Origin of the sequence: Anabaena sp. UHCC 0253 (assembly GCF_009712085.1) — a bacterium.
In the GTDB taxonomy this organism is placed as follows: Bacteria; Cyanobacteriota; Cyanobacteriia; order Cyanobacteriales; family Nostocaceae; genus Dolichospermum.
The window spans coordinates 347,964-374,285 of the sequence record NZ_VILD01000004.1; the positions used below are offsets into that span (position 1 = coordinate 347,964).

Here is a 26,322-nt window from a genome sequence, read left to right on the forward strand (position 1 = left end):
ATGAATACTATCCATTTCTACTTGGAATTTATGGGCTGCTTTTATCGCTACTGCTGTAAATATTTTTGTTGTTCCTACTTGATGATACTTGTCTAGTTCTCTTCCTAGTTTGTCATCATTTAAATGTGATGCTAATACTCCTTCTCCTATTAAATGTTCTGTTGATTTTCCTACGAAAAATTCTCCAAATAGATATAATGGGGCGCTTAAAAAGCCTAATCCATTTAAAATCATTGCTTTTATTACTTGTCCTGGTGTTAGGGTTTCTTTTATTTTTATTCCCACTATTTTATTCACTTCTTCTACCAATTCCATTTCGTCTATTATTCCTGCTACTATTCCCAAATGGTCTATATTTAGGATTTTCATGCCAACTTGAGACTCTTTCATGGTTTTTCCCATCTCTATTTGATTTGATTATTTTAACAAATAAAAGCCTGAAATCTTTGCTAGGCAATCTTTTCAGGCTTTTATTTATGAAAATTTTTAATTCCTAAATTTGCTTTAGTATCTGCGGAATGTGGGATAAAAGATAAACCACTATCAAGAAATTATTGCGTCATAGATTTGAGCGTGAAAGTTGCTGCTGGATGTGGAAGCACACCAGTATCAAACTTAGAGAAAACTCTGTTTACAGGTGTAGGGTAAGGAGTAACGGGAATGAAATCTGAATTAATTAATGAGATACGTTCGATAGGATTAGCATTAGCTGTTATCAGCAGCTTAGTACAACCAGCGTATGCCCAAAAACAACCACAAGAAATACCTAGCGTTGAAGACAAAGAACATTATTCAACCAGTGCAGCGCAACTACTAGCACAAAAAGGCAATACATCAGTTGCAAAAATTACAGGAATTAAAGTTAATACCACTGCTAAAGGCATTGAAGTAATTTTAGAAACTCCTAATATAGACGCACTAAATCCAGTCAATAAAAGCCAAAGCAGTAATTTTATAGTAGAAATACCTAATACAGTTCTATCACTGGGTAAACAAAACAGTTTTAACCAAAAAAATCCAGTTGCAGGTATTACCAATGTCAGCGTCACCCAAACAAATGCTAACACCGTCCAACTAACAGTTACAGGTGAAAAAGGTGTACCAATCGCCGAATTATTTGATGGTGATGAAGGCTTAATTTTTGAACTTGCACCCGTCGCATCTGCTACTACTTCAATACAGCAAAATCAAACAGTAGTTAAAATTAGTGAAGTTAAATTTAACAAGACTAACAACGGCTTAGAAATAATCTTAGCGACTCCAGAAGGTGACAAATTACAAGTAGCGTCGAAAAAAGACGGTAACACTTTTATTGTTGACATTCCCTCAGCCCAGCTTACTCTACCCAATGGTGATACAGTTAGTCAAAAACAACCTATTCCTGGAGTTAGCGATATCACAATTTCTAACTTTAATAGCAATACCATCAGAGTTACTGTGACGGGAACAGATAATACACCCACGGTAGAATTATTTGATAGTAACGATGGTTTAATTTTTGGTGTCACTTCTACTGCTTCCACCCCTCAACCAGAAACACCAACAAACCAATCAGAAAATCAAACTCAACCAGAAGAAACAACTGCTTCAGAAACACCAATAGAATTAATAGTTACAGGTGAAAAAAATAGCGGTTACTTTATTCCCGAAGCTACAACTGCCGCTAAAATAAACGTACCATTGCGTGATATTCCTGCATCTGTACAAGTTATTCCCAAAGAAATAATTCAAGACCGCCAAGTAATTAGACTTAACGAACTAGCAGATAATGTCAGTGGTGTACGTCCTCAAGAAACCTATGGTGGACTAGCATCTCAAGGTTACTTTATTCGTGGTTTTTCTACAGGTTTTGAAACTCTGCGTGATGGTGTAAAAGATTTTGGATTTTTGAGTCCTCGTGATGTCGCTAATGTGGAGCGGGTAGAATTTCTCAAAGGACCTGCATCAGTTTTGTATGGTAGCGCCACCAGTCCCGGTGGTGTTGTCAATACTATTACTAAAAAGCCCCTGGAAGATCCTTTTTATCAACTGAATGGCACAATTGGCAATAATGACTTTTATCGAGGAACAATTGATTTTTCTGGACCTTTATTAGAAAATAAATCCGCACTTTACAGACTTAATGCAGCTTACGAAAATGCGAAAAGTTTTCGTGATTTCGTAGAAAATGAAAGTACCTTTATTGCCCCAATGATTACCGTCAAAGCGGGAGAAAGGACAAATCTTACCTTTGGTTATGAATATCAAAAATATGACTACACTTTTGAACGGGGTTTTCCTTCCAATAATAAGGTAGTTTTTGATTTGCCTATCAACCGTTTTTTAGGTGAACCTAATCTCAACCGAGGTGAATTGAAATCTAATAATTTCACCTATACACTAGAAAGTGAATTTGGGGACAACAATAATTGGAAATTCCGTCAGGTTTTTAATGTAATTGATGTTAGTGGTAATACTAGAGGTGTGCAGCCAAGGCGTGTAAATGCCGATGAACGGACAGTATTACGAGCATATCGCAATGTTGATGAAGACCAGAATAATTTAACATTTCAAAATGAAATTAGTGGCAAATTTAAAACAGGTTCAATTGCCCATAATGTGCTTGTAGGATTGGAGTTATCTAATTACAGATATGTGTACGACTTTTTGAGTGGCAGCATTGGTGATTTAGATATTTTTAACCCTGTTTATGGCGCACCAGCACCTACGAATCTGAGCAGGTCTAATGAAGAATATGGTGGAGATAATATTGCAGTCTATTTCCAAAATTTAGTAGAACTAACACCACAAATTAAATTACTTGCTGGTGGTCGTTTTGATAATGTTGATTCTTTTTATCGAGATGTAGAAACTGGTACAGTCTATGATGAGACTTCAGACTCTAAGTTTTCGCCAAGAGTAGGGTTAGTTTATCAACCAACTGATTCTACATCAATTTATGCTAGTTGGACTAATTCTTTCAATCCACAAATATTTGGCAAGACTCGCAATAATGAACCTTTTAAACCGGAAACGGCAGAACAATTTGAAGTAGGAATTAAGCAGGAGTTTTTGAATAAACGGTTATCAGCAACTTTAGCTTATTTCGATATTACCAAGCAAAACGTTTTAACAACAGATCCTGAAGATGATAACTTTAGCATTCAAACAGGTGAACAAAAAAGCCGTGGTTTTGAATTAGATGTTGTTGGTGAAGTTCTTCCTGGTTGGAAAATAATTGGTACTTATGCTTATACAGATGCCAACGTTACCAAAGATAATGACTTACAAGATAATCGCTTGGTTGGTGTACCTTACAACAGTGCAAGTTTATGGACTACTTATGAATTTCAAAAAGGTAATTTGCAAGGATTCGGTTTAGGAATTGGACTTGTTTATGCTGGAGAAAGGGAAGCGAGTTTACCAAATAATTTGAAAATTCCTTCATTCGTTAGAACTGATGCTAGTGTTTTCTATAAACGGGATAATTGGCGTGCTGCTATTAATTTTAAAAACCTCTTGGATACTAAGTATTACGAGTCTCAAGGTTTCTTTATTGTTCCGGCTGCACCATTAACAGTATTGGGAACGGTTTCTTTCGATTTTTGATTTGCATTGAGAATAGGGTTAAATAATTAACTTCAATTGGCGGGAAAATCCCGCCTCTAAAACTTTCAATACTTGGTGAATGTTTTCAGATTAAAACCAATGAAAAAAGGATATTTTGCTGCTCTCAGGCTATGTATTTTAACTGCTATCTCTTTATTGATAGTTACTGCTTGTCATAGTGGGTTTCATCAAAATACTGGAGAAATCAAAACAAAGCCATTAGCATTAGCGGCAGAATGTCGGTTAGTTAAACATGAATTAGGTGAAAGTTGTATTCCACTTCAACCCAAACGGGTAATAGTCACTGAACAATTAGCTTTAGAGGTAGTATTAGCATTAGGAATAAAACCAATAGCTGCACCAGAATCTGCTTTTGTAGCGAATAAAGCTAATTTTTTGGGTAATAAAATAGCAGGTATAACTTATATAGGTAACGAGAATCAGTTAAACATTGAGGCTATTGTCAATTTACAGCCAGATTTGATTGTTAGTTTATACGGTATTAATCCAGAAACCTATAAATTATTTTCGCAAATTGCCCCTACAGTCAAGGTGAAATATTCTCAAAGTGGGTGGAAAGATTCTTTACAACAAATGGGTGATGTATTAGGTAAAAGTGATGTCGCTAAAGAATTATTAACTCAATATCAAGAAAAATTAACAAGTCTCCGGTCTGTGTTGGGTAATAAAGTTGAGAAAATCAAAGTTTCTGTAAGTAGATTTCATGGACAAGTTCAATTACCTGAATTTCGTTCTCAATATTCTTTTCCTGGAAGTATTTTGGCAGAATTAGGAATTTCTATGCCAGATAATCAAAAGAATTTAATCAAGTCTCCTGATGATAATTTAATTATTCTCAGCTTAGAAAGAATAGATTTACTCGATGCAGATATTTTATTTGTAGCTGTAGATCCGGGAGCTAAAAACCTATTTCATAAATATCAAAATTCTCGTCTTTGGCAAACACTAAATGTAGTGAAAAATCAACAAGTTTATAGTGTTGATTCTAGTTACTGGATATTTGGTAGTATTTTGTCAGCCAATGTAATAATTGATGATTTATTTAAATATCTTCTTGATCAAAAAATGAATAATATTAATATAATTAATTAATCTAAAATGCGTACTTTTTTATTATCTGGTTTGGTCAGTTTATATCAAGCATTGGTAGTTCTATGACCAATTTTGCTATCAAACTCTGGGCTTGGGAACTGACAAGTCAGGTAACTACATTAGCTTTACTCAGTTTATTTACTTTGATTCCTAGTATTTTAATTACATTGGTTTCAGGATTAATTGTAGACCGTGTAAATAGAAAATTATTGATGATAATTGGTGATGCAGTAGCAGCTATATCTACTGTATTTATCTGTTATGTTTATTTAAATAATCAATTAGAAACTTGGCATCTTTATTTAACTAGTGCTGTGAATGGGGCTTTTGGTGAAATTCAATCTCTGGCATATTCAGCATCAATTTCTATGCTAGTTCCCAAACAGCAATACACTCGCGCTAGTAGTATGAATTCTGCTATTCATTACGGTTCAATTATTATCGCTCCAGGATTGGCAGGCGTACTCTATTATATGATTCATTTGAGTGGAATTTTAGTGATTGATCTGGTTAGTTTTACAATAGCGATCGCTACCATTTTCACAGTCCATATTCCCCAACTAAACATCAACAATAAATCTCAGAACGATCTCAATTTTTGGCAAGAAATAATCTTTGGCTTTCGCTATCTTATAGCACGTCCGAGTCTCTTCGCTATGATCGCAACTGGTTCTTTATTTTGGTTCTTTCATGATATCGGTGCAACCTTATCTTCTGCGATGATTTTGGCACGGACAAATAACAATGCAACAGTGTTAGGAAGTATCTCTTCTGCGGCTGGCTTGGGTGGAGTGACAGGAACTATAATTCTGAGTATTTGGGGTGGTTCTAAACGGCGGATAAATGGCTTTTTGTTAGGAATGATTGGGGCTGGAATCAGCAAAACAGTATTTGGTTCTGCACAAGGATTAATGATTTGGCTACCCGCACAATTTTGTTCTTCCCTCAATTTTCCTATGTTGACAAGTTCCAGTACAGCTATTTTGTTGAGTAAAGTTAGACCAGATTTACAAGGACGAGTCTTTGCTACTGAATCTAGTATTCAACAGATTGTTTCGGCGATCGCTGTCTTCATTTCTGCTTTGCTTGCTGACCATGTTTTTGAACCTGCTATGATGCTAGGAGGTAGTCTTACACCCTTGTTTAGTGGTTTATTTGGAACTGGTAAAGGTGCAGGAATGGCAATTTTGTATGTGATTTCTTCTCTAGGTTTGTTGTTAGTTGGTTTGGGTGGATATGCTTACCCCAAATTGCGGAATGTAGAATATATTGTCCCTGATCATGATGTTGAATACCCACAAATAGCAAAAATACCCTAAGAGGGTGTTTGAAAACTTTTTCGTGTGGGATGCAATGGTGACTATATCAATTAATGGCGTTGCTGAATCAGAGTATGAAATTTACAAATTAGATATCTTTAACTCTTAATTCTTTGCGCCTTTGCGCCTTTGCGTGAGGCTAATTCATACATTCAATCAGCAACGCCCAATTAATTTATGCTTTCAAACAAAAATATGATAACATTAATAATTGTAAAATCTGACTCCTGCTATAGCATTGTTGCTAAAAATCTGTATAATTTCGATTTGTGATCAAGAACTTTTCAAACAACCTCTGTCACTAAAAATTTATTTTATGCTCCCTAGTCTGCCACAATTTGGTATCTCAAGTTTATTCATGTTTTTCGTGCTTTCGACACGATACCTGATTGTGTCTTCGCTACTCTATTGGTTACTTTGGGTTCGTCGTCCCCAGTCTTGGGAAGTTCGTCGTCTTCATGATATGGATGAACGCAAGAGTAAAATGAAGAGTGAAATCAGATGGTCGCTGTTATCGTGCTTCATTTTTGCCTTACCAAGTGGTTTTATGATGGAAATGATCGCTTTGGGACAAACAAAGGTTTATATAAATCCTATACAATATAGCTGGGCGTATTTGCCAATTAGCCTATTTATATATTTGTTTTTACACGATACTTATTTTTATTGGACTCATCGCTGGTTGCACATTCCCAGCATATATCGTCGCTTTCATAAAATACATCACGAATCTATTAATCCTACTCCCTGGACTTCTTTTTCTTTTGATCCAGTCGAGAGTATGATGACGGCAATTATTATTCCCATTCTGATTTTTATTATTCCCATTCACATTAGCATGGTGGGATTATTACTAACATTAATGACGATATTTGGCGTTGTTAATCACACAGGTTATGAAGTTTATCCACTTTCATGGATGCGTGGGTTATGGAATGAACATTGGATTACACCAACACACCACACTCTTCATCATCACAAATTCAATTGTAATTATGGTCTTTATTTTCGGTTTTGGGATAAATTGATGGATACAGATGTGATGATCAAAACGCCATTTATGAATGAGATTCCCTTAGTTAAGAAAAATAATGAGATGGACTCCTCTCCACGCTAAAATACATCGTACCATTCGCGATCGCCATCTATTTACACCCAACCAAAGGCTATTAGTTGCAGTTTCTGGAGGACAAGATTCTTTATGCCTAATTAAATTATTATTAGATATACAACCTAAATGGGGATGGAATTTAGCGATCGCTCATTGTGATCATTGTTGGCGCGATGATTCTCAAGCTAATGCTCATCATGTTGAAAATTTAGCACGCAATTGGCAGACACCTTTTTATTTAGAAACTGCTCATCAACCTGTAAATAGTGAAGCCACAGCCAGAAATTGGCGATATCAAGCTTTAACTAAAATTGCCCAAATTCATAATTATCAATATATTATTACTGGACATACGGCGAGCGATCGCGCGGAAACTCTACTATATAATTTAATGCGTGGTACTGGTGCAGATGGTTTACAAGCTTTAAATTGGCAACGTCCATTAACTGAGAATATCATTTTAGTCCGTCCATTATTGGCAGTTACCCGTTCCCAAACAGAGCAATTTTGCCAAGAATTTAATTTACCAATTTGGGAAGATTCCACAAATAAAAATTTACAATATGCGCGAAATCGTATTCGTCAAGAATTAATCCCATATTTACAAGAAAATTTCAACCCCCAAGTAGAAGCAAATCTAGCTCAAACAGCAGAACTACTACAAGCCGAGGTAGAATATCTAGAACAAACAGCCCATCAGTGGCGGCTAGAAGCCTTAGCAACAGATGAAAAAGGTGATTTACAGTTAAACAAAAGCATATTACGAACAGCACCCTTAGCAATACAACGGCGCGTGATGCGTCAGGTACTCCTAGAAATACTTCCCGATGCTCCCAACTTTGAACACATTGAAAAATTAACGGCTTTAATTACAGCCCCCAATCGTTCCCAGACTGATCCTTTTCCTGGTGGAGCAATAGCGATAGTCCAAGGCAACTGGATTTATATCAATTAAAGTATTCCAAGTAAAAAAATGCCCAATTGTCATTGCGTTCGCGGAGCGTGGCGTTAGCCATATGGAGCGGAGCGGAATGAAGCAATCTCTGGTTTTGGATCATTTATTGTTTGAAACACTCTCAAAGCAAAAAGAAGGATATTTAATCCTTCATGATTGCTAGATTAATACCTCTGGTAAATTCATCAAATCTTGGACAGCCTGACGCATCTCGTCCATAATTTGTAACTGATGATCGCCAGTTGTTTGCGCTTGAGTTAAAGATTCAGCAATTCTTTGTAACTGATCCCGAACTCCATCCAGAGCATCTTGAATAGGTTGTAAAGCTTCTTGATAAAGATTGACTTTACTCCCACATTCGACAGTCGCTATTCGTAGATTTAAGAGTTGCTCTTCCAGAGATTGAACCGCTTGAAGATCAGTTTCTACTGCTTGAGTTTGATGATCAATCGTCTCCTGATCTGCGTTAATAGCAGTCAGTATCCGTTCTATATCACCCTCTAAGTTTTGTAGTTCCTGGGATTTTTGTTGCTTTTGCCCTTCAATCTCCAAAACAATTGATGCTAAATCACTAGATTCACTATGTAAATCAACAGTAACTCCTTGCCTTTGCCATAATATAAATTGATTTTGTTGGAGAGTCTTTTGCTGCCCATTTAAATTGCGTCTTTGTCCTACTAAGCTTTCGTTTAGCATTTCATAAAGATCACGTTCATCGGCTAATTCAGACTCTAAATTTGTCCGTTCTTCTCCAAAAGAATTGGCAATTTTTTCTTGGAGTTCTTCTATAAGTTCTTGCTTGTATTTCAGTTCTTGTTCTTGTTCTTGAACAAAACCGGAATCCCTATCTAATTTCTCCTGCCAGTCTTGCACCATCCTTTCCAATTCTGCTAAGGGCATTTGCTGCAAAGCTTCTACATCAACATCCTGTTTGGGGATTTCAGCATCTGTGTTAGTTGCCAAAAAACTGAGCTTTTGGTACAAATTCTCCTCAGTTCCCAAATGGTGTTTGAGTATAACAGCTAACTCCCGTTTACTATCAACTGTTGCGACCTTTAATTGCACCTGAGTAATCTGTTGTTCTAGAGAACTTTGTGCAATTTTTAATGCGTTTTGGCGATCGCCTAGAGTTTTTGTTAGTTCCTCTATCTCCTGTTGATGCTGATTAGCTGCATGACGTTGTATATCCAACTGTTGCCAATATGGATTAAGAGCGTCCTGTTGCTTCTCCACCAACTCCACAGCACAATTTAGGCTTTCTCTTACTGTTTCAATAGGATTAATCTGACTAGATAAGCGATTAAGTAAATCACTTAATACCTGACCTTTTTCCCTATCTATAGCCTGAGAGTTTTGGGAATTCGTCTCTTGCTGTTCTAAACGACGTTGTTCACCGCGTAGATGCTCCCAAGCCCCTTCCAACTCCTGACGATTACGTTCAACATCTGCCCGTAAACGTTCAATTTCCATGCGCGAAGCATCAATGGTTTGTTGTTGGGTATCTAAACGATTAAAGTCATTCTCCAATTGTTGTACTTGTTCCCAACGTGATTCCATCTCCATTTCCCGACGATTCAGTTCTTGAACCTGAATCATCAGTGACTGTTTCCACTGATCAATTTCATCTTCCTTGAGCTTAAACTTTTCCACCTGTCGGGAAAAATTCTGCAAAATATTCACCAATGGACGACCTGCGTCTTGAATCCGCTGTACTTGACGATTCGGACTCAATTCCACCAGTACCAATGCACCATCATTTAATTTATTGGCTTCATCAGCAACAATCATTTCGTCCGGTACGGGACTCCAGTTTTGGTCATTGCGTTGACAAGCGAGCAATTTGAGTTCGCTTTTGCCACCACCACCAAGTAAGCCACTCTTCTGTTTTTGTACTTCTGCTAAATACAGCACACCGTCAATCCTTTTGATGTACTTCTTGTCCGTGTTTTAGGATATACCTTAGATTATTCTATTAACTTATTTTCTTTAAACTTAGTTTAGCAGCACAACCAAGATAAAACTATTCTCCGGGACGTGACACATTTTGATACTTCTATATACTGAATACAAATCATTTTACTGCTCCCCTAATATATACTCTTAACCACTTCACTGAGTACAGTTTCCGTGTAATCACCGCCTTTAGCCTTATGATATTACAATATCTTAATATTTGTTCCATATATTTTTTTTTCTGGACTACTTGTATAGAGAATAGTATTGCTACTCTGTATTAGCTGATCAACATTGACCTCATGAAACATAAAAAAATAAATGACAAGATAGGAGTCAATATCAAGGTGTAACGAGTACGGTGGAAGAGCAACTCATCAATAAATTTCCGAGTCCCACAAATTTTATGTATTTAGACTAGATGTGAGGGATGGGAATAAAAAAAGTGTTGTGGAGTCTGAGGCAATTTTATGATTTTTACCCCTGACTCCTTCGGCGCTCAAGATCAACATTCATCAAGTAATCACACTGATACAGCAAGGAGTGCTTTGTAGCTAAATGCAGGGAAATTTAAACGAAATTGATATTTGCAGCATCCTACAACTGATCGAGTTAGGACAGCGAACCGGACAATTATGGGTAGAATCCCATACCTCACACCAAAATAACAAACTTAGTGGAGAAGAAATTTTCAAATGCCGACAAGGTGGAGAAAGTACACCACAATCATGGTTTGTCTTTTTTCTCAATGGTCAAATTGTCTATTGCCAAGCAGGTGATAGTAGTTTATCGCGGATTGACGATTATTTACGTCATTACCGAGTTCAAAAGCGACTTGAATCCAAACAACTTGCATCCCTAACATCTACAAATTCTCCAGAGTATGCTTATATTTGGGCGTTGTTGGAGCAAAACATCATCACCCCTAAAATTGCTCGTACCATCATTTATGGCTTGGTACAGGAGACTTTATTTGATCTCTTGAGCTTACACCAAGGCAGTTTCATTTTTGATCTAGGGACAGCACTAGTACCACAATTAACCACATTAGAAATTGCTCCACTAGTTGCCAAAATTACCAAGCAGGTGCAAGAATGGAAGCAATTATACCCACATATTCAATCAACAGAACAATTACCTAATTTAGCCGACATAGCTAAACTAGGTGCTTCATTGCCAGAGGTTACAGTCAAAAAATTACATAGCTGGGCTGATGGAAAAACTTCTTTACGCCAACTAGCTCGCTATTTGAACCGTGATATTTTAACAGTAGCCAAAGCTATATATCCTTACATACAGCAGGGTTGGCTGCAATTAGTATATTCAGAAGCTTATCATCCCCACAAACAAAAACAGAATTGGGAACAAGTCGAAAATTATAAAGGGCGGATAGTATGTATTGAAGATACACTAGTCATTTGTGAGACGATAGAGTCAATATTAAAATCAAACGGTTATGAAGCAATTTCCATTACGAATCCTTTGCAAGCCCTTAGTCTCGTTTTTCAAATTCAGCCAGATTTAATTCTCTGTGATATTGCTATGCCAGAATTAGATGGTTACGAGATTTGTGCCATGCTGCGGCACTCCACCGCATTTAGAGTTGTACCGATTATCATGCTAACTGGCAAAGACGGATTTATTGATCGTGTTCGCGCCAGGATGGTAGGAGCAACGGATTATCTGACAAAACCCTTTACAGATCAGGAATTACTAATGCTAGTAGAGCAATATCTAAATTCAGACTACTGTACAGGTATACAAATAGGATACAAGACTTGTTAATTGGGTACAAGATAGGGTAAAAAATGTTATCACCAGAATAAAACTACTTGTTGAACCAACTTCCATATACAGTAAAGTAGTGAAACAATAGACTTAATTTATACAGTTAATCTTTGTCGTGAGAGCAAATCGTGTTCTCTACCAGAACGTCTAAATTAGGAGGTAAATAGACATTTATGAGTACAGTTCTAATTGTTGAAGATAGTATTGCCCAAAGGGAGATGATTACAGACCTCCTCAAAGCTAGTGGCTTAAAAGTCACCCATGCAGGCGACGGTGTAGAAGCTTTAGAGGCGATTCAAAACACACCTCCCGATTTAGTGGTTTTGGATATTGTCATGCCGCGAATGAATGGGTATGAACTCTGTCGGCGATTAAAATCTGATCCCAAAACCCAAAATGTTCCTGTAGTCATGTGTTCTTCTAAAGGTGAAGAATTTGATCGCTATTGGGGGATGAAGCAAGGGGCAGATGCCTACATAGCTAAACCTTTTCAACCAACCGAGTTGGTAGGAACAGTCAAACAACTGCTGCGAGGATAAGGATGACAACAACATGGTTAGCAAACCAGACTTTTTAAGTGGCACTGGGCAAGATCAATTTCGTCCCGAATTACAACTAGAAAGTCCTGAAGGTGAGTTACATTTAAGGTTTTATCTGCCCTCACGTCAGGAGTTTGCATTACAAGCAACTGGGATTAGAGAAGTAATTGAACTTAGTCCAGATCGAATTACCCCAATTCCGAATACATCCCCCCTACTTTTAGGTACTCTAAATTTACGGGGACGGTTAATTTGGGTGGCTGATTTAGGTCAATTTTTGGGTGAAGCAACTGCCTTAAATACAGATTGTTCCGAAATACCCGTAATTGCTATCGAAGATCAAGACACCATAGTAGGCTTAGGGGTAGAAGAAATTTGTGGCATGGACTGGCTTGATGTCCAAGATTTAAGGCCGCAAAATAATGTACCAGATACTATGGCTCCATTTTTGCGTGGTGAATGGGTATTTGATACAAAAAAAGAAAATAAATACTTACGACTACTTGATCAGATAGCAATTTTGCGAAGTGCGCGGTGGGCAGGATGAAATTGGGAGGGAGGAAATGGCAACACGTATAGATGATCACGATCCAACTTATGAGCAAGCAAGAATAGCCTATGAACAACAGGACTATGAATTTGCTGCCACATTGATTGATCAGTTAGTGCAGAATTTACCAAATGACCCTGACTCACATTTGTTAAGGGGGCATATTTACTATGTTTTGCAAGAATATGAAGTAGCAAAAGATGAATATCAAAATGTATTAAAATTGACCGATGAACAAGAACTGATTAATTTAGCTAATGATTGTTTAGCAGCGATCCATCAGTATACACATCCTTTTGGCAATTATGAAGACTCTGAACCGTCATCTAATGGTGTAGTCAAAGATGAGGAATCACTGGATTTGGGAGTGATGGGGGATTTGAATAGTCACAGTTTTGAACTCAAGTCCTTTGAAGACTACGAACCACAGTTAGATAATCTAGAAAATCCGTCTTTATCTAATCCTTTTACAAGTGATTTAGAGAATATGGACTTTGACAGCACCTCATTAGATATGGGTGGTGTGATGAGTGACGATCCTTTTGCCTTGTCTTTAGACTCGGTAAGCCAAGATAATCACCTAAGTAATAATCTGATATCAGATCAATTAGAATTACCTCCTTTTTGGCAAGATGAGATTTCTTCTAGTCAAAATAGTGCTGGCATTAGTAGTAATTTAGAAAATGAAAATTTAGGCATAAGTGATGGGGCTAATAGCTATTCACCTTTTGCTGAAACTAAATTATCAGCTAATTATGAAGAAGAAGATGCCCCGGAAATATTGATGGGAGAAGATATAGAAGAGTTGATAGGTGATGATTTTGGAGATATAAACCCAAACCAAAAAGATGAGGGTTTAGAGATTAACGAACAGGTAATCAACAATAATATAGAAGATAATTGGCAAGATAGCCTGGAAGATGACTTGTCTCTAAGTGGCCAAGATAGTTGGGTGAATAAGATTTCCGATGAAGAAATAGCACCTATGTCAGAGATAGAACTAAATCAACATGAAGCAATATCTGCCAGCCTAACTAACAATTCTGCCCCGCCTAAACAGCAGTTGAATGTCAATGCTTCATCAGGGAAAAATAGTTTTGATGATGATAGTTTTGACTTAGATGCTTTTGAATCAGCTTTTGGTGCAGAAGATGAAGGAGAATTTAGTGCAGAAACCTTTATTTCCAGCCAGGATACCAGCAATATTTTAAGTGGAGACACTAATAATAAGAATAATATAGAGTTTTTAAACGACTTTGATGAATTTGATGATCTGGGTGATATACCAGGATTTGACATCACCGAAGATGATAGTTTTCATGATGAGGGTATTCTCTCAGAAGCCCTAGATAGTCAGGGAAATTCGTTAAATCAATTTATTGATGATTCATCAGATCAGGACATAGGCGATCGCGATGAAGAACTATTCACAATTACAGGCGCTCAAGAAGTAGTTCCCGTCTTTACTCAATCCGATGTCGCCAAAATAGAACCCAACGTATCCTTTGAACAAGGGATATTTGGAGTCTTTGAAAACGCCTCCCTAGACAAAAAACAATGGTACATTGCTGGGACTGTCGGGTTAGCATCAGCAGTTATTGTTGCTCTTGTTAGCTCACTAGCAACTTTAGCCTCACCGGCTCAACAGCGAGAATCAGTCAGAAACACAGGTTGGTTAATGGCCTTAGCCGCAGGAGTTACAGGTGCAGCTACCGCAGGGTTCATGGGTAATCTCACCCTCAGACAAATTCGCCGTTCTACCAAGGATCTGCAAACTCAGTTTGATTTAGTGCGTCAAGGGAATCTGAACGTCGAAGCGACAGTCTATTCAGAAGATGAATTAGGCTACTTAGCCACTGGCTTTAACGACATGGCAAGAGTAATTTTTACCACTACCAATGAAGCTCAACGTAAAGCCATTGAACAAGAAGAAGCCAAAGAAAACCTGCAACGTCAGGTAATTCGTCTTCTAGACGACGTAGAAGGGGCAGCTAGAGGAGATTTGACAGTCCAAGCAGAAGTGACCGCCGACGTACTCGGAGCAGTAGCTGATGCCTTTAACCTGACAATTCAAAACTTGCGGGATATTGTTCAACAGGTAAAAGTAGCGGCACGGGATGTTACCAAAGGTTCAACCAACTCAGAAACCTTTGCTAGAGCCTTATCTGGGGATGCTTTACGACAAGCAGAAGAATTAGCTGTCACCTTGAATTCTGTACAGGTAATGACCGATTCTATCCAACGGGTAGCAGAAGCAGCCAGAGAAGCAGAATCTGTAGCCCGCGATGCCAGTCAAATTGCCCAAAAAGGAGGAGAAGCCGTAGAAAATACCGTAGCGGGGATTTTGGAAATTCGGGAAACAGTAGCCGAAACTACCCGAAAAGTGAAAAGGCTGGCAGAATCATCCCAAGAAATTAACTCTATCGTCGCCTTAGTTTCGCAGATTGCGTCCCGCACCAACTTACTAGCACTGAACGCCAGTATTGAGGCAGCCAGAGCAGGAGAAGCGGGACGGGGGTTTGCCATTGTTGCTGATGAAGTACGTCAGTTAGCAGATAAATCCGCCAAATCCTTAAAAGAAATTGAGCAGATTGTGATGCAAATTCAAAGTGAGACTAGCTCCGTCATGATGGCGATGGAAGAAGGCACACAACAGGTAATTCATCAAACAAAATTAGCTGAAGAAGCCAAGCGATCGCTCGATAACATCATTCAAGTAGCAGATCACATTGATATTCTGGTACGTTCAATTACCAGTGATACTGTAGAACAAACGGAAACTTCCCGCGCGGTGGCACAAGTAATGCAATCCGTGGAACTAACAGCACAAGAAACATCTCAAGAAGCACAGCGGGTTTCTGGAGCTTTGCAACATTTAGTAGGAGTATCCCGCGATTTGATTGCCTCTGTGGAACGCTTCCGAGTAGAAACCATCGAATCAAGGTAAGAGGCAAAAGTAAAAAGGCAAAAGTAAACATCCCTGTATACTTCTATGCCTAGTCTTTTACCTTTCGGTTTGCTATGCGCCTTTTCTTTTACCTTTTACCTGAATTAACTTATGACTATGCAGCCGGAACAACAACAACGGATTTTAGGTTACTTTCTCGAAGAAGCCAGAGAACACCTGAACACCATCGAACAGGGATTACTTAATCTCCAAAGTACCCTGAACGATTCAGAAATGATTAATGAAGTCTTCCGCGCCGCCCACTCCATCAAGGGTGGTGCGGCGATGCTTGGTCTGAGTAGTATTCAACACACATCCCACCGTCTCGAAGATTGTTTCAAAATCCTGAAAGATCATCCAGTTCAAGTGGATCAGAGGTTAGAATCTTTACTTCTAGATGTCTGTGATACCTTAAAAGCACTGATAGATCATCTGGGTAATCCATTTGGTTTATCGGAGGAAAAAGCCCAGGCGCTGATGTCGAAAACTGAACCAGCGATGGAATGCCTAAATGAGCATATAGAAAAACTAGTCCAAGCAGGCAATACTGGGTTCACGAGTCCTGAAAATACACCTGTAACCCATCTACAACTAGATATACCCTTACCTGTACAGCCACAGCCATCACCCGTCACCATCAGACAAAATCAGGATTGGACTGAATTTCAAAGTCAGGTATTACAAATCCTGCGGGAAATGCTGCAACTGTTTAAACAAACTGGCTTATCTTCTTCCCGTGACAATCTCCAAAACTGCTGTCGTCAATTAGTCCAAATTGGTAGAAACTTAAATTTATCAAATTGGTGCAATTTATGTGAATCGGCGGGACTAGCTATCTCCAATCCCAATAATAGTTATCTAACTTTAGCTAAGATAGTGATCACGGAAATTAAACAGGCTCAAGAGTTAGTCCTCCAAAATAGAGCAGCAGAAATCACTATTAGTCAACAATTAGAAACACTATTTGCTCTTCCCGAACTAGAGTTTTTAGAATTTGAGGAAACAGAACCAGATTTAGAACCAGCAACACCAGTAAATGTTATTAATACTCATGGATTTACTGATAAACCTTTATTAAATCATGATCACCCAGTTATTCTAAATGACAATAATATTGCTCACAATGGTCCAGAGGTAGGAATTTCTGAGTTAAATACCCTTGCTGATTTATTTGAAGGTGACACACCTGATCTGGATGATAATTGGCAACAGGTGGAAATATTAGACGATATTAATAACTATCAATTGTCAATTAATGATAGTGAGACTGATAATAATAACTATGATTTAGATGATTTACTCTTCTTTGCAGATGCAGAACAACATGAAGTAACTCCCCAAAATGCAGAAGATTTAAATTTCCTGTTTGATGACAATCTATTAGAAATAGACAATACCGATTCAGCTACGCCATTAGAATTAGTTGATACTCCATCTGTAGTACAGAATAATCTTCTAGAAACAGAAACAGAGCTAAAATTTCCTTCAGATGAAGTATTGACAGAATTAATCGCTATTTCTAGAGAATCTCGTCAGCATGATGAAATAACACAATTAACAAATATTAATGCTGATGAACAGCTAGAAGAATTATCATTAACAATTGCAGAACCAGAAACTCCCACGGAAATATCTAATGAATCTGCAACCAGTTTTGATAGTTTATTTTCGTCTCAATCTAGCATAAATGAAGATGCTAATCTCTTGGCTGAAATTACGCCGACACCAGCTAAAAAATCAGCAACAAAACCATCAACTCCAGAAAGTTTATCTTTAGATAATCTATTTACAGAAGTAGAAGAAAATACTCCACTCCTGACAAATGAATTTGATGATTTGTTTGGAACAGAAGAAACAATTACTAATATTTCTAATTCAATCAACGATCTAGATAACTTCTGGGGTGATGTAGATATATCACAACCAGAAACAACTACTCCAGTTAATCAAGATATAGCTAAAGAGTTAGAAGAAAGTTTATTTACTGCATCGGTAGAAAAGGTTACTAATTCCCAGCCAGCAAGTAATAATAGTCTAGGGGGAGAAGATTTTGATCTGATTTTCCAAGAGCAAGAACAATCTTTGGATCTATTCTTTACTACTGATGATGATAGCGATCGCCCAGCAGCAGTAGATAATCTATTTGGTGATGTGGTTGATGCTACCGCGAATCATCTTCCTATCATCGAATCTAGGGAAGTGGCGGAATCAGGAATTAATGGTTTTTCTCAAGCACCAGAAGAGTTAGATTCAATTCCCGAATTTACCCAGCAGCCTCTCCTGTTTGAGACTGGGGAAGAAAACAGTAATGAGAATTTATCTTTGTTTGCAGAGGAAATAACTTTCACTCCCGAAAACCTTGTTGATAATGATGTATCGGCTACTTTAACTGAGGAGGAAACTGGGTTAGATTTTGGGGCGGCGTTTGCTGATTTTGAGTTAGAATCAGAGTCAAATTTGTCCCCAGAAACTCCAGAATTAGCAACTACAGAATTAGATGAATTTGCAGAAATAGAAACTCTATTAGAGCAACCAGAATTAGATGAATTTGCAGAAATAGAAACCCTATTAGAGCAACCAGAATTAGATGGATTTGCAGAAATAGAAACCCTATTAGAGCAACCAGAATTAGATGAATTTGCAGAAATAGAAGCTCTATTAGAGCAACCAGAAGAAAATGCTAATCAGGTATCAATTCAAGACGAAGATTTTGCAGCCTTAGAAGCATTGCTAGGTGAAAATGCAGAACCAAGCACAGTTCCACAGGTATTCCAACAGCCACCGATCATTAATCAACCGGCGACAACTTCTATATCCAGATTAGAAGATGAATTTAGTGAATTAGAAGATTTGTTAGCACAAGCTGATCAAACAATGTCTAGCACATTAGCAACATCAGCGAAAACTTCTAGCAGCAAAATACCACGTCCAACTACTCGGCGCACCCTCAGAGAAGAAACCATGAAAATTCCAGTTAAACAACTGGATGATATGAGTAACTTAGTTGGGGAATTGGTAGTAAATAGAAATACCTTAGAGCAGGATCATGAACGTTTACGACAGTCATTAGATAACTTGCTAGTTCAGGTACAGCATCTTTCTGATGTAGGAGCGAGAATGCAGGAATACTATGAGCGATCGCTCTTAGAAGCCTCACTCCTAGCCAGTCGCCGCTCCAGAGATAATAGTAGCTCATCGGGAAATTCCCATGATCGTGGGTTTAGCGAAATCGAAATGGATCGGTTTACACCATTCCATATCCTGGCGCAAGAAATGATTGAATTTATTGTTCGAGTCAGAGAATCAGCGAGTGATATTGACTTTGTTACCGAAGAAACAGAACAGGTAGCCCGCCAACTGCGTCAAGCAACAGGACAGCTACAAGAAGGACTCACAAAAGCGCGAATGGTCCCCTTTACCCAAGCTATTGATCGCTTGCGTCGGGGGGTACGAGACAATGCCATTAAGTATGGTAAACAAGTAGACTTAGTGACAGAAGGTTTAGACACCTTAATTGACAAGATGATATTAGATCATCTCACAGATCCTTTGACTCACATGGTCAATAATGCGATCGCTCACGGAATTGAAACCCCAGCAGTGCGCCAAGCCGCAGGTAAATCACCCACAGGAATCATCAGCATTCGCGCCTTACAACAAGGAAATCAAACCGTAATTTCTGTCAGTGACGACGGCGCAGGTATCGATCATGAAAAAGTTAAAAACAAAGCGATCAAGAAGGGTATTATCACCCCTGAACAGGCGAAAACCATGACTCGCCCAGATATCTATGAACTCCTGTTCCTCCCTAGTTTTAGCACCGCTGATGAAGTGGATGATATCAAAGGTAGAGGTGTGGGAATGAACGTAGTTCAAAACGATATTAGCGAAATTCGCGGTACAGTTGGCACTGACTCAATTTTAGGGAAAGGAACTAGTTTTACCATTCGGCTACCACTAACCTTAAGTATTTGTAAAGCCCTATTCTGCATCTCAGATCGGACTAGAATCGCTTTCCCCATGGATGGTGTCGAAGATACCCTAGATATCCCCGCCAGAAATGTTCAAAAAGATGCTAATGGACAATCATTTATTGTGTGGCGGGATACCATGCTCCCCTATAAACCATTAAAAGACATCCTGGTTTTCAATCGTCAGTTGACCCGTGGTAACGTCTATGGCGCTAATAGAGATGATGACATGGTATCTGTAGTCGTTGTCCGCTCAGGTAGTACAATGATTGCCTTACAGATTGATCAGGTTTTGAGTGAACAAGAAATTGTAATTAAGCAATTTGAAGGACCAGCACCTAAACCGAGTGGTGTAGCTGGTGCTACAGTTCTTGGTGATGGCATGATTATGCCCATTGCCGATGTCTTAGAAATCGTTGATATCTTCCAAGGTAAGATGTCTAAGAACATTGTTGGCAATTGGCAACAACCACGTTCTCCTGCACTGGATCTTCCTACCGTTGAGAAGGTGGAAACAACTGTGTTAATCGTTGATGACTCAATCACAGTTCGAGAACTACTATCCCTTACCTTTAATAAAGCTGGTTATCGTGTTGAACAAGCCCGTGATGGCCAAGAAGCTTGGGATAAATTGCGTTCTGGTTTACCCTGTGATATTGTCTTCTGTGACATTGAAATGCCCCGTTGTGATGGGCTAGAGTTACTATCCCGCATTCAGAAAGATAATACTCTTAACCACTTACCTATTGCCATGCTTACCTCCCGTGGTGCAGACAAACATAGACAAATGGCTGTACAACTAGGCGCTAGTGGCTACTTTACTAAACCTTATTTAGAAGAAGCACTTTTAGAAGCAGCTTCTCGAATGTTGAAAGGAGAAAAACTTCTGAGTATTTAGAGCTAGAAGAAGGTGACAGGTGACAGGTGACAGGTGACAGGTAAAAGAAAGAGTTGTAGGGGAGAAGCATTCGGACGATAAATTATCGGTTTTTTCCCAAGTTTATTTTCCGACTGCTTCGCCCTTACACCGAATGCTTCGCCCTTACATAATTGTCAATTTTTACTCATAATCCATTCCCAATCAAAACAAAAGCAGCCCAATAATAGGGATGGCTAAATCCATCATTACTTCTTATTAGGGCAATTTGTGCTTTTTGTAAAGCCTCAGATTTTGTCGTATTTCCTGCTTTTAATTCCGTATAAAACCCATTCATTAAAGCTTGAGTTCCACCATCAGAAACAGTCCACAAAGAAGCTATAGATGCCTTTGCTCCTGTTAGTTGTATTTGATATCCTAAACCCAGAATTTCTTGCCCATTTCCTAACTTCTTACCTAAACCAGTTTGACAAGCACTCAAGACAACTAAATCTACATTTGGTAAAGACCAATTTTCAATATCTCGTAAAGTAGCCCGTTTACCATCACCAAATAGAATAAAAGAATCTTCTGGATCTCCACTCACTAACATTCCGTGAGTTGCCAAATGCACAATTTTATAATCATTCATTTGGGGAATTGTGACTTGAGGATTAAAATCTTCATCTAACAATATTTTTGTGCCAGAAATCGTTTTTGCTAAAGTTTCCACTTCCACCTTCGCAAACGGCAAACCGCTAAAAGTTTCTTGACGTTCGGTTAATTTAACTGTGTAATCACCTTTAGTAAAAGCCCCAGCTAAAGTTTGTAGTGATTTTTGGGGTTGATGATCTAATTTTGTCAAACTCGCAGCAGTAATATTGTTGATTGTAAATCTTTCCACCAACCAACTTTTACCATCATATAATGCCGCCAAAGGAATATATCTTAACTTGTCATCTGGAGCATAGATAATTGTTTTAGCATCAGCTTGTTTCAGATCATTTTCTATGGGTTTAATAAGTAAATCATACAATTTATTTCCGGGAATTTTGCTGTTTTTATGAGGAACTTGTAGGGATTGACGAAACTCTACAATTAATTGCTCCAATTCTGCTTTTTTAACTGGTACTGTACGATGAATTGGTGGAGCATCAGCAGTAACTATTACTAATTCTAATCTATCATCTAATACCAATGGGTAAAGTAATAAGGCTTTTTGATTTAATTGCCGTAAATTATCCCGCAAAGAGTTGAGTTGGCGTAAATTTAAATTTTCCTGTGCTGACGTTGTTGATAATTGTTGAGTTAGTGCCACTACCGAGGGACTTTTGATAAACTTATTGAATTCAGCGGTACTTGCTTGCTCAATTTTCACTAATTCAGCAATTCGTTTCTCTTGAATAGGTGTGCGTGTATTTTGCGGGACTTTGCGGAGGTTTGTGAGTTCTTTACCAAGAGTAATGACTTGATCTTGAATGGCGCTATATTTTTGAGAAATCTGTTGTTCTTGTGGTAATAAAGGTAATGTTTGTGGTTGCTGTGACTGGGAATTTGCACCTCTTTCACCTTTATTAATAACAGCATTATTCACTGGGTTATTAACAATTGTTTGCGGTTTTCTTTGTCTATTCCCCAGAAAATCGCTCATTTCTTGGATTTTTAATAAATCTAGAACTTGTTGCGCTTCTGCGGGACGATTTTGTTTTAACATTAAGTCAGCAAGTCGGCGATATCTTTCAGATACAGTATTAGTGTAAGATTGTTGAATATCGGTAGGAACAACGCGTAGATTTTGGCGAATTACTTCCGTTAAATTTACTGATTGTTTGTAGAAAGTGATTGCTAATTGGGGTTGATTTTGTGCAGATAATACATCTCCCATGAATTTCAGGGTTGCAGCTTCACTAACTTGATCACTAACTTCGCGGTGCATTGTTAAAGCTTGTTGATAAAACCCCAAAGCTTTATCATATTGACCTTGTTTATGGTAAGTTTGTCCTATACTACTAATAGTTATACCTTCTCCAGTGCGATCGCCTACTTCTTGATAATTAACTAAAGCTTGTTGATTTAAAACTATGGCTTGCTCATATTTACTGAGATGATGATTAATCCGGGCAATATTGTTCAGCGTGACACCTATTCCTAGTTTGTATTTATTTTCTTTGTAGATATTTAAAGCTTGTTGATATAAATTTAATGCTTGGTCATATTTGCCCAAACTAAAGTAAATTTGCCCAATATTATTGAGATTTAGGGCTTCACCTTGGAACTGAAAAGAGTCTTTACCAAAAGCATCACCAACATTAGCGCGAGTAGGAATTTGTTGTAAGGCTTGGGAATTTTCACCGAGAGCATTGTAAAGTAATTTGATCTCTTTTGTAGTTGTTCCCTGATATTCACTAGTACGGAATTTTTGGTAAATAGTTGCAGATTTTTCCGCCAGTTCTAAAGATTTGGAATATTGACCTAAACTAAAATAAGTAGTTGACAAATTATTTAAAATTGCGGCTTCTGTACCATAAAAACAAGTTAATTTTTCTTTATAGCAGTAATCTTGAACAGTAGTTAATGCCTCTTTATATGTAGAAAGAGCCTGAGCATAGTTACCCAAATTTATATAAATTACCCCAATATTATTGAGGGTTTGGGCGGCACTAATTCTATTATTTGCTGCTTTTTCAATTACTAAATTTTGTTGATAGTAATCAAGAGCTTTTTGATATTGTCCTAACCGGAAATAAACAGCACCAATTTCTGTCAGGATATTTTTTTCATCTGTAACAAAATCATTGGCATTTTTGGGGTTAGTGGCTTTGAGTTCCCTAATAATATTTAAAGCTGGTTGATAAAACTCTAAAGCCTGGGGATAGTTACCCAAATTTACATAAACTTCACCCATATAGGAAAGAGGTATCCATTCATTTTGACGGTTTTTTGTCGCCTTGTGAATAGCTAAAGCTGATTGCAATTATTCTATCGCTTTTAAATATTCTCCTTTGCGAAGATACACATAACCAATATTCACAAGACTATTACCTTCACCCCCCTTAGCACCGTATTTTTGGAAAATGGCTAAGGATTCTTGAAATAATTTTAGCCCTGCTTGCAAATCATCTAAACCAATTATATCTTTATAGATTAAAGCTTCACCTTGATTATTCAAATAAACGGCTTCAATGATTTTTTCTTCAGATGTTGGTGTTGGTGCTTGAGCAATTACCTGTTCGGAAAGATAAAAAACACAATAGGGAGAACCTAATGTGAGCAAAATAATTGCCACAGTTAAACGTAAGTTCATATTTTTTTAATTTTTTAATTGAATTCAGTTTGATACCGTATATCAGTGTAGCAAATAATTTTTCCCAATTTAACTTCCTATACCATGCAACAAGCAGCAATCAGATATTAGTATAGATATAACAATCTTATTTATCTTTAAGTTATGTCTGACATTAAAAAAAGCCCTTACCTATCCCACCATTAGCAAAAGTAATCAAATAGATAATTATCACGGAACTAAGATTGCCGACCCTTACCGGGCTTTAGAAGACCCGGATACAGAAGAAACTCAAGCTTGGATTGAAGCGCAAAATCAAGTGACTTTTAGCTATTTAAACGCAATTCCTGCTAGGGAAAAAATTAAACAGCGACTGACCAAACTTTGGGATTATGAAAAATATGGGACTCCTTTTAAAGAAGGTGAAAATTATTTTTATTTCAAAAATGATGGACTCCAAAACCAAAGTGTCCTTTACACACTCCCAACTCTAGATTCAGAACCGAGAGTTTTACTTGATCCTAATCAACTTTCAGAAGATGGTACAGTTGCTCTTTCCGGAATTTCTATCAGTGAAAATGGTCAACTTTTAGCTTATGGTTTATCTAGTTCTGGTTCTGATTGGCAAGAATGGAAAGTTAGAGATATTACCACAAGCGAGGATTTAAAAGATCATTTACAATGGATTAAATTTTCTGGTGCTTCTTGGACTCATGATCATCAAGGTTTTTTCTATAGTCGTTATGATGAACCAAATGAAAAACCTAAATTAGAAGGATCTTCCCAAGAGGAGCAATTTTCTAAAACAGATGTTAATTATTACCAAAAGCTTTATTATCACAAACTTGGTACATCTCAATCTGAGGATATTTTAGTTTACCATCGTCCTGATCAGAAAGAATGGGGTTTTGGTGGTAGTGTCACAGAAGATGGTAAATATCTGATTATTTCCGTGTGGTTAGGAACAGATTCTAAGAATTTGGTTTTTTACAAAGATATAACAAATGCTGATAGTGAAGTTATTGAACTAATTAATGAATTTGAAGCAGACTATAGCTTTATTGATAATGACGATAGTGTTTTCTATTTTCGGACAGATTTAAATGCACCAACAGGTAAAGTTATTGCCATTGATATTAAAAATCCCCAACCAGAAAATTGGCAAGAAATTATTCCTCAAGCTGTAGAAACATTAGAAAGTGTTGGTATTCTCAATCATCAATTTGTGGCTGATTATCTCCAAGATGCCCATAGTCAAGTTAAAATATTTGACCTAAAGGGTAACTTTGTGCGAGAAGTAGAATTACCAGGAATTGGTTCAGCTAATGGGTTTGCAGGTAAACGTCATGATACAGAAACCTTTTATAGTTTCACTAGTTTTACCAAGCCGGGGACTATTTACCGTTATGATATGCAAACTGGTAAAAGTGAAATTTTCCGGCAACCTCAAGTAGATTTTAATCCTGATGAATATGAGACAAAACAGGTTTTTTATGAAAGTAAAGATGGCACAAAAATACCCATGTTTATTACTTATAAAAAAGGGATTAAACTAGATGGGAATAATCCCACTTATCTTTATGGATACGGTGGTTTTAATATTTCCTTAACCCCAAATTTTTCAGTAAGTATGTTAATCTGGCTAGAAATGGGGGGAGTGTATGCCGTGCCTAATTTGCGTGGTGGTGGTGAATATGGAGAAGAATGGCATCAAGGAGGAATGAAGGAGAAAAAGCAAAATGTTTTCGATGATTTTATTGCTGCTGCGGAATGGTTAATTACTAATAATTATACTCAACCTGCAAAATTAGCGATCGCTGGAGGTAGTAATGGAGGATTGTTGGTGGCAGCTTGTATGACACAACGCCCTGATTTATTTGGTGCAGCTTTACCCGCAGTGGGTGTGATGGATATGTTACGTTTCCATAAATTTACCATTGGCTGGGCTTGGGTTCCTGAATATGGTTCAGCGGAAAATGCAGAAGAATTTGCAATTTTGTCTGCCTATTCACCTTTACATAATTTGCAACCGGGAACAGCCTATCCAGCGACTTTAATTACTACCGCAGATCATGATGATCGGGTTGTTCCTGCTCACAGTTTTAAATTTGCTGCGGCTTTACAGGAAAATCATGGTGGTGATGCTCCTGTACTAATTAGAATTGAAACAAAAGCCGGACATGGTGCAGGTAAACCAACAGCTAAAATTATTGAAGAAGCAGCAGATAAGTGGGGTTTTGTGGTAAAAGTATTGGGGGTTAATTAACAATTGAAACAAAGCCTGTAGGGGCGAAGCATTCGGGTGACAAATTATCGGTTTTTCCCAAGTTTATTTTCCGAATGCTTCGC

Annotated in this window: 15 protein-coding genes; 11 read left to right on the forward strand and 4 right to left on the reverse strand. The window is 37.7% G+C overall.

Going from position 1 to position 26,322, the window contains the following annotated elements; all coding sequences use genetic code 11:
• A partial coding sequence (locus FJR38_RS13290) for a DUF4277 domain-containing protein (RefSeq protein ID WP_168535242.1) occupies nucleotides 1–390 on the reverse strand: 390 nt, incomplete at its 3' end.
• Nucleotides 391–660: 270 nt separating this feature from the next.
• On the opposite strand from FJR38_RS13290, the gene FJR38_RS13295 reads away from it, so the two are divergent.
• The 5 genes from FJR38_RS13295 to tilS all read left to right on the forward strand — a co-directional run bounded on the left by FJR38_RS13295 (nucleotide 661) and on the right by tilS (nucleotide 8,086).
• Nucleotides 661–3,588, forward strand: coding sequence for a TonB-dependent siderophore receptor (locus FJR38_RS13295; protein WP_174763994.1), 2,928 nt, complete (start codon nucleotides 661–663; stop codon nucleotides 3,586–3,588).
• 99 nt (nucleotides 3,589–3,687) lie between these two features.
• A complete protein-coding gene (locus FJR38_RS13300; RefSeq protein WP_168537519.1) occupies nucleotides 3,688–4,701 on the forward strand; it encodes an iron-siderophore ABC transporter substrate-binding protein in 1,014 nt (337 codons plus the stop codon).
• Between the two features lie 20 nt (nucleotides 4,702–4,721).
• Nucleotides 4,722–6,020, forward strand: a complete 1,299-nt coding sequence (locus FJR38_RS13305) for an MFS transporter (RefSeq protein WP_168537730.1) — start codon at nucleotides 4,722–4,724, stop codon at nucleotides 6,018–6,020.
• 391 nt (nucleotides 6,021–6,411) lie between these two features.
• Entirely contained in the window at nucleotides 6,412–7,137 is a 726-nt protein-coding gene (locus tag FJR38_RS13310) for a sterol desaturase family protein (protein WP_371418197.1), read from the forward strand.
• Nucleotides 7,112–8,086 carry a tRNA lysidine(34) synthetase TilS gene (gene tilS / locus FJR38_RS13315; protein WP_168537521.1) on the forward strand — a complete coding sequence of 325 codons (975 nt, stop codon included), beginning with the start codon at nucleotides 7,112–7,114 and terminating at the stop codon, nucleotides 8,084–8,086. The genes FJR38_RS13310 and tilS overlap by 26 nt, the downstream gene beginning before the upstream one ends.
• A 159-nt stretch (nucleotides 8,087–8,245) precedes the next feature.
• Here tilS and hmpF read toward each other — a convergent pair whose 3' ends face one another.
• Entirely contained in the window at nucleotides 8,246–9,997 is a 1,752-nt protein-coding gene (hmpF, locus tag FJR38_RS13320) for a pilus motility taxis protein HmpF (RefSeq protein ID WP_168537523.1), read from the reverse strand.
• Nucleotides 9,998–10,597: 600 nt separating this feature from the next.
• Here hmpF and FJR38_RS13325 point away from each other — a divergent pair.
• The 5 genes from FJR38_RS13325 (at nucleotide 10,598) to FJR38_RS13345 (ending at nucleotide 20,732) form a co-directional block, all read left to right on the forward strand.
• Entirely contained in the window at nucleotides 10,598–11,824 is a 1,227-nt protein-coding gene (locus FJR38_RS13325) for a response regulator (RefSeq protein WP_168497910.1), read from the forward strand.
• Nucleotides 11,825–12,000: 176 nt separating this feature from the next.
• Complete coding sequence (locus FJR38_RS13330; RefSeq protein ID WP_168497908.1) at nucleotides 12,001–12,366, forward strand: response regulator transcription factor; 366 nt, start codon at nucleotides 12,001–12,003, stop codon at nucleotides 12,364–12,366.
• A gap of 13 nt (nucleotides 12,367–12,379) precedes the next feature.
• A complete protein-coding gene (locus FJR38_RS13335; protein ID WP_168497906.1) occupies nucleotides 12,380–12,913 on the forward strand; it encodes a chemotaxis protein CheW in 534 nt (177 codons plus the stop codon).
• A 16-nt stretch (nucleotides 12,914–12,929) separates the two neighbouring features.
• Nucleotides 12,930–15,863: a methyl-accepting chemotaxis protein gene (locus FJR38_RS13340; protein WP_168537525.1), complete on the forward strand. Its 2,934-nt coding sequence runs from the start codon at nucleotides 12,930–12,932 to the stop codon at nucleotides 15,861–15,863.
• A gap of 117 nt (nucleotides 15,864–15,980) precedes the next feature.
• Nucleotides 15,981–20,732: a response regulator gene (locus FJR38_RS13345; RefSeq protein WP_168537732.1), complete on the forward strand. Its 4,752-nt coding sequence runs from the start codon at nucleotides 15,981–15,983 to the stop codon at nucleotides 20,730–20,732.
• Between the two features lie 166 nt (nucleotides 20,733–20,898).
• On the opposite strand, the gene FJR38_RS13350 is transcribed toward FJR38_RS13345, so the two are convergent.
• Together FJR38_RS13350 and FJR38_RS28515 are read right to left on the reverse strand one after the other, a co-directional pair.
• Entirely contained in the window at nucleotides 20,899–23,664 is a 2,766-nt protein-coding gene (locus FJR38_RS13350) for a CHAT domain-containing protein (RefSeq protein WP_254449456.1), read from the reverse strand.
• Nucleotides 23,665–23,994 (reverse strand): tetratricopeptide repeat protein, encoded by a 330-nt coding sequence (locus FJR38_RS28515; RefSeq protein WP_254445326.1) that lies wholly within the window; start codon nucleotides 23,992–23,994, stop codon nucleotides 23,665–23,667. It lies immediately after the preceding gene.
• A 148-nt stretch (nucleotides 23,995–24,142) separates the two neighbouring features.
• Between FJR38_RS28515 and FJR38_RS13355 the strand changes: the two genes are divergently transcribed.
• Nucleotides 24,143–26,239 carry a prolyl oligopeptidase family protein gene (locus tag FJR38_RS13355; RefSeq protein ID WP_168537734.1) on the forward strand — a complete coding sequence of 699 codons (2,097 nt, stop codon included), beginning with the start codon at nucleotides 24,143–24,145 and terminating at the stop codon, nucleotides 26,237–26,239.
• The last annotated feature ends 83 nt before the right edge of the window (nucleotides 26,240–26,322 follow it).

Coding starts and splice junctions, on each gene's coding strand:
- FJR38_RS13295 (WP_174763994.1), top strand. CDS start 661: ATGAAATCTGAATTAATTAATGAGATACGTTCGATAGGATTAGCATTA.
- FJR38_RS13300 (WP_168537519.1), top strand. CDS start 3,688: ATGAAAAAAGGATATTTTGCTGCTCTCAGGCTATGTATTTTAACTGCT.
- tilS (WP_168537521.1), top strand. CDS start 7,112: ATGAGATGGACTCCTCTCCACGCTAAAATACATCGTACCATTCGCGAT.
- FJR38_RS13325 (WP_168497910.1), top strand. CDS start 10,598: ATGCAGGGAAATTTAAACGAAATTGATATTTGCAGCATCCTACAACTG.
- FJR38_RS13330 (WP_168497908.1), top strand. CDS start 12,001: ATGAGTACAGTTCTAATTGTTGAAGATAGTATTGCCCAAAGGGAGATG.
- FJR38_RS13335 (WP_168497906.1), top strand. CDS start 12,380: ATGGTTAGCAAACCAGACTTTTTAAGTGGCACTGGGCAAGATCAATTT.
- FJR38_RS13340 (WP_168537525.1), top strand. CDS start 12,930: ATGGCAACACGTATAGATGATCACGATCCAACTTATGAGCAAGCAAGA.
- FJR38_RS13345 (WP_168537732.1), top strand. CDS start 15,981: ATGCAGCCGGAACAACAACAACGGATTTTAGGTTACTTTCTCGAAGAA.
- FJR38_RS28515 (WP_254445326.1), bottom strand. CDS start 23,994: ATGAACTTACGTTTAACTGTGGCAATTATTTTGCTCACATTAGGTTCT.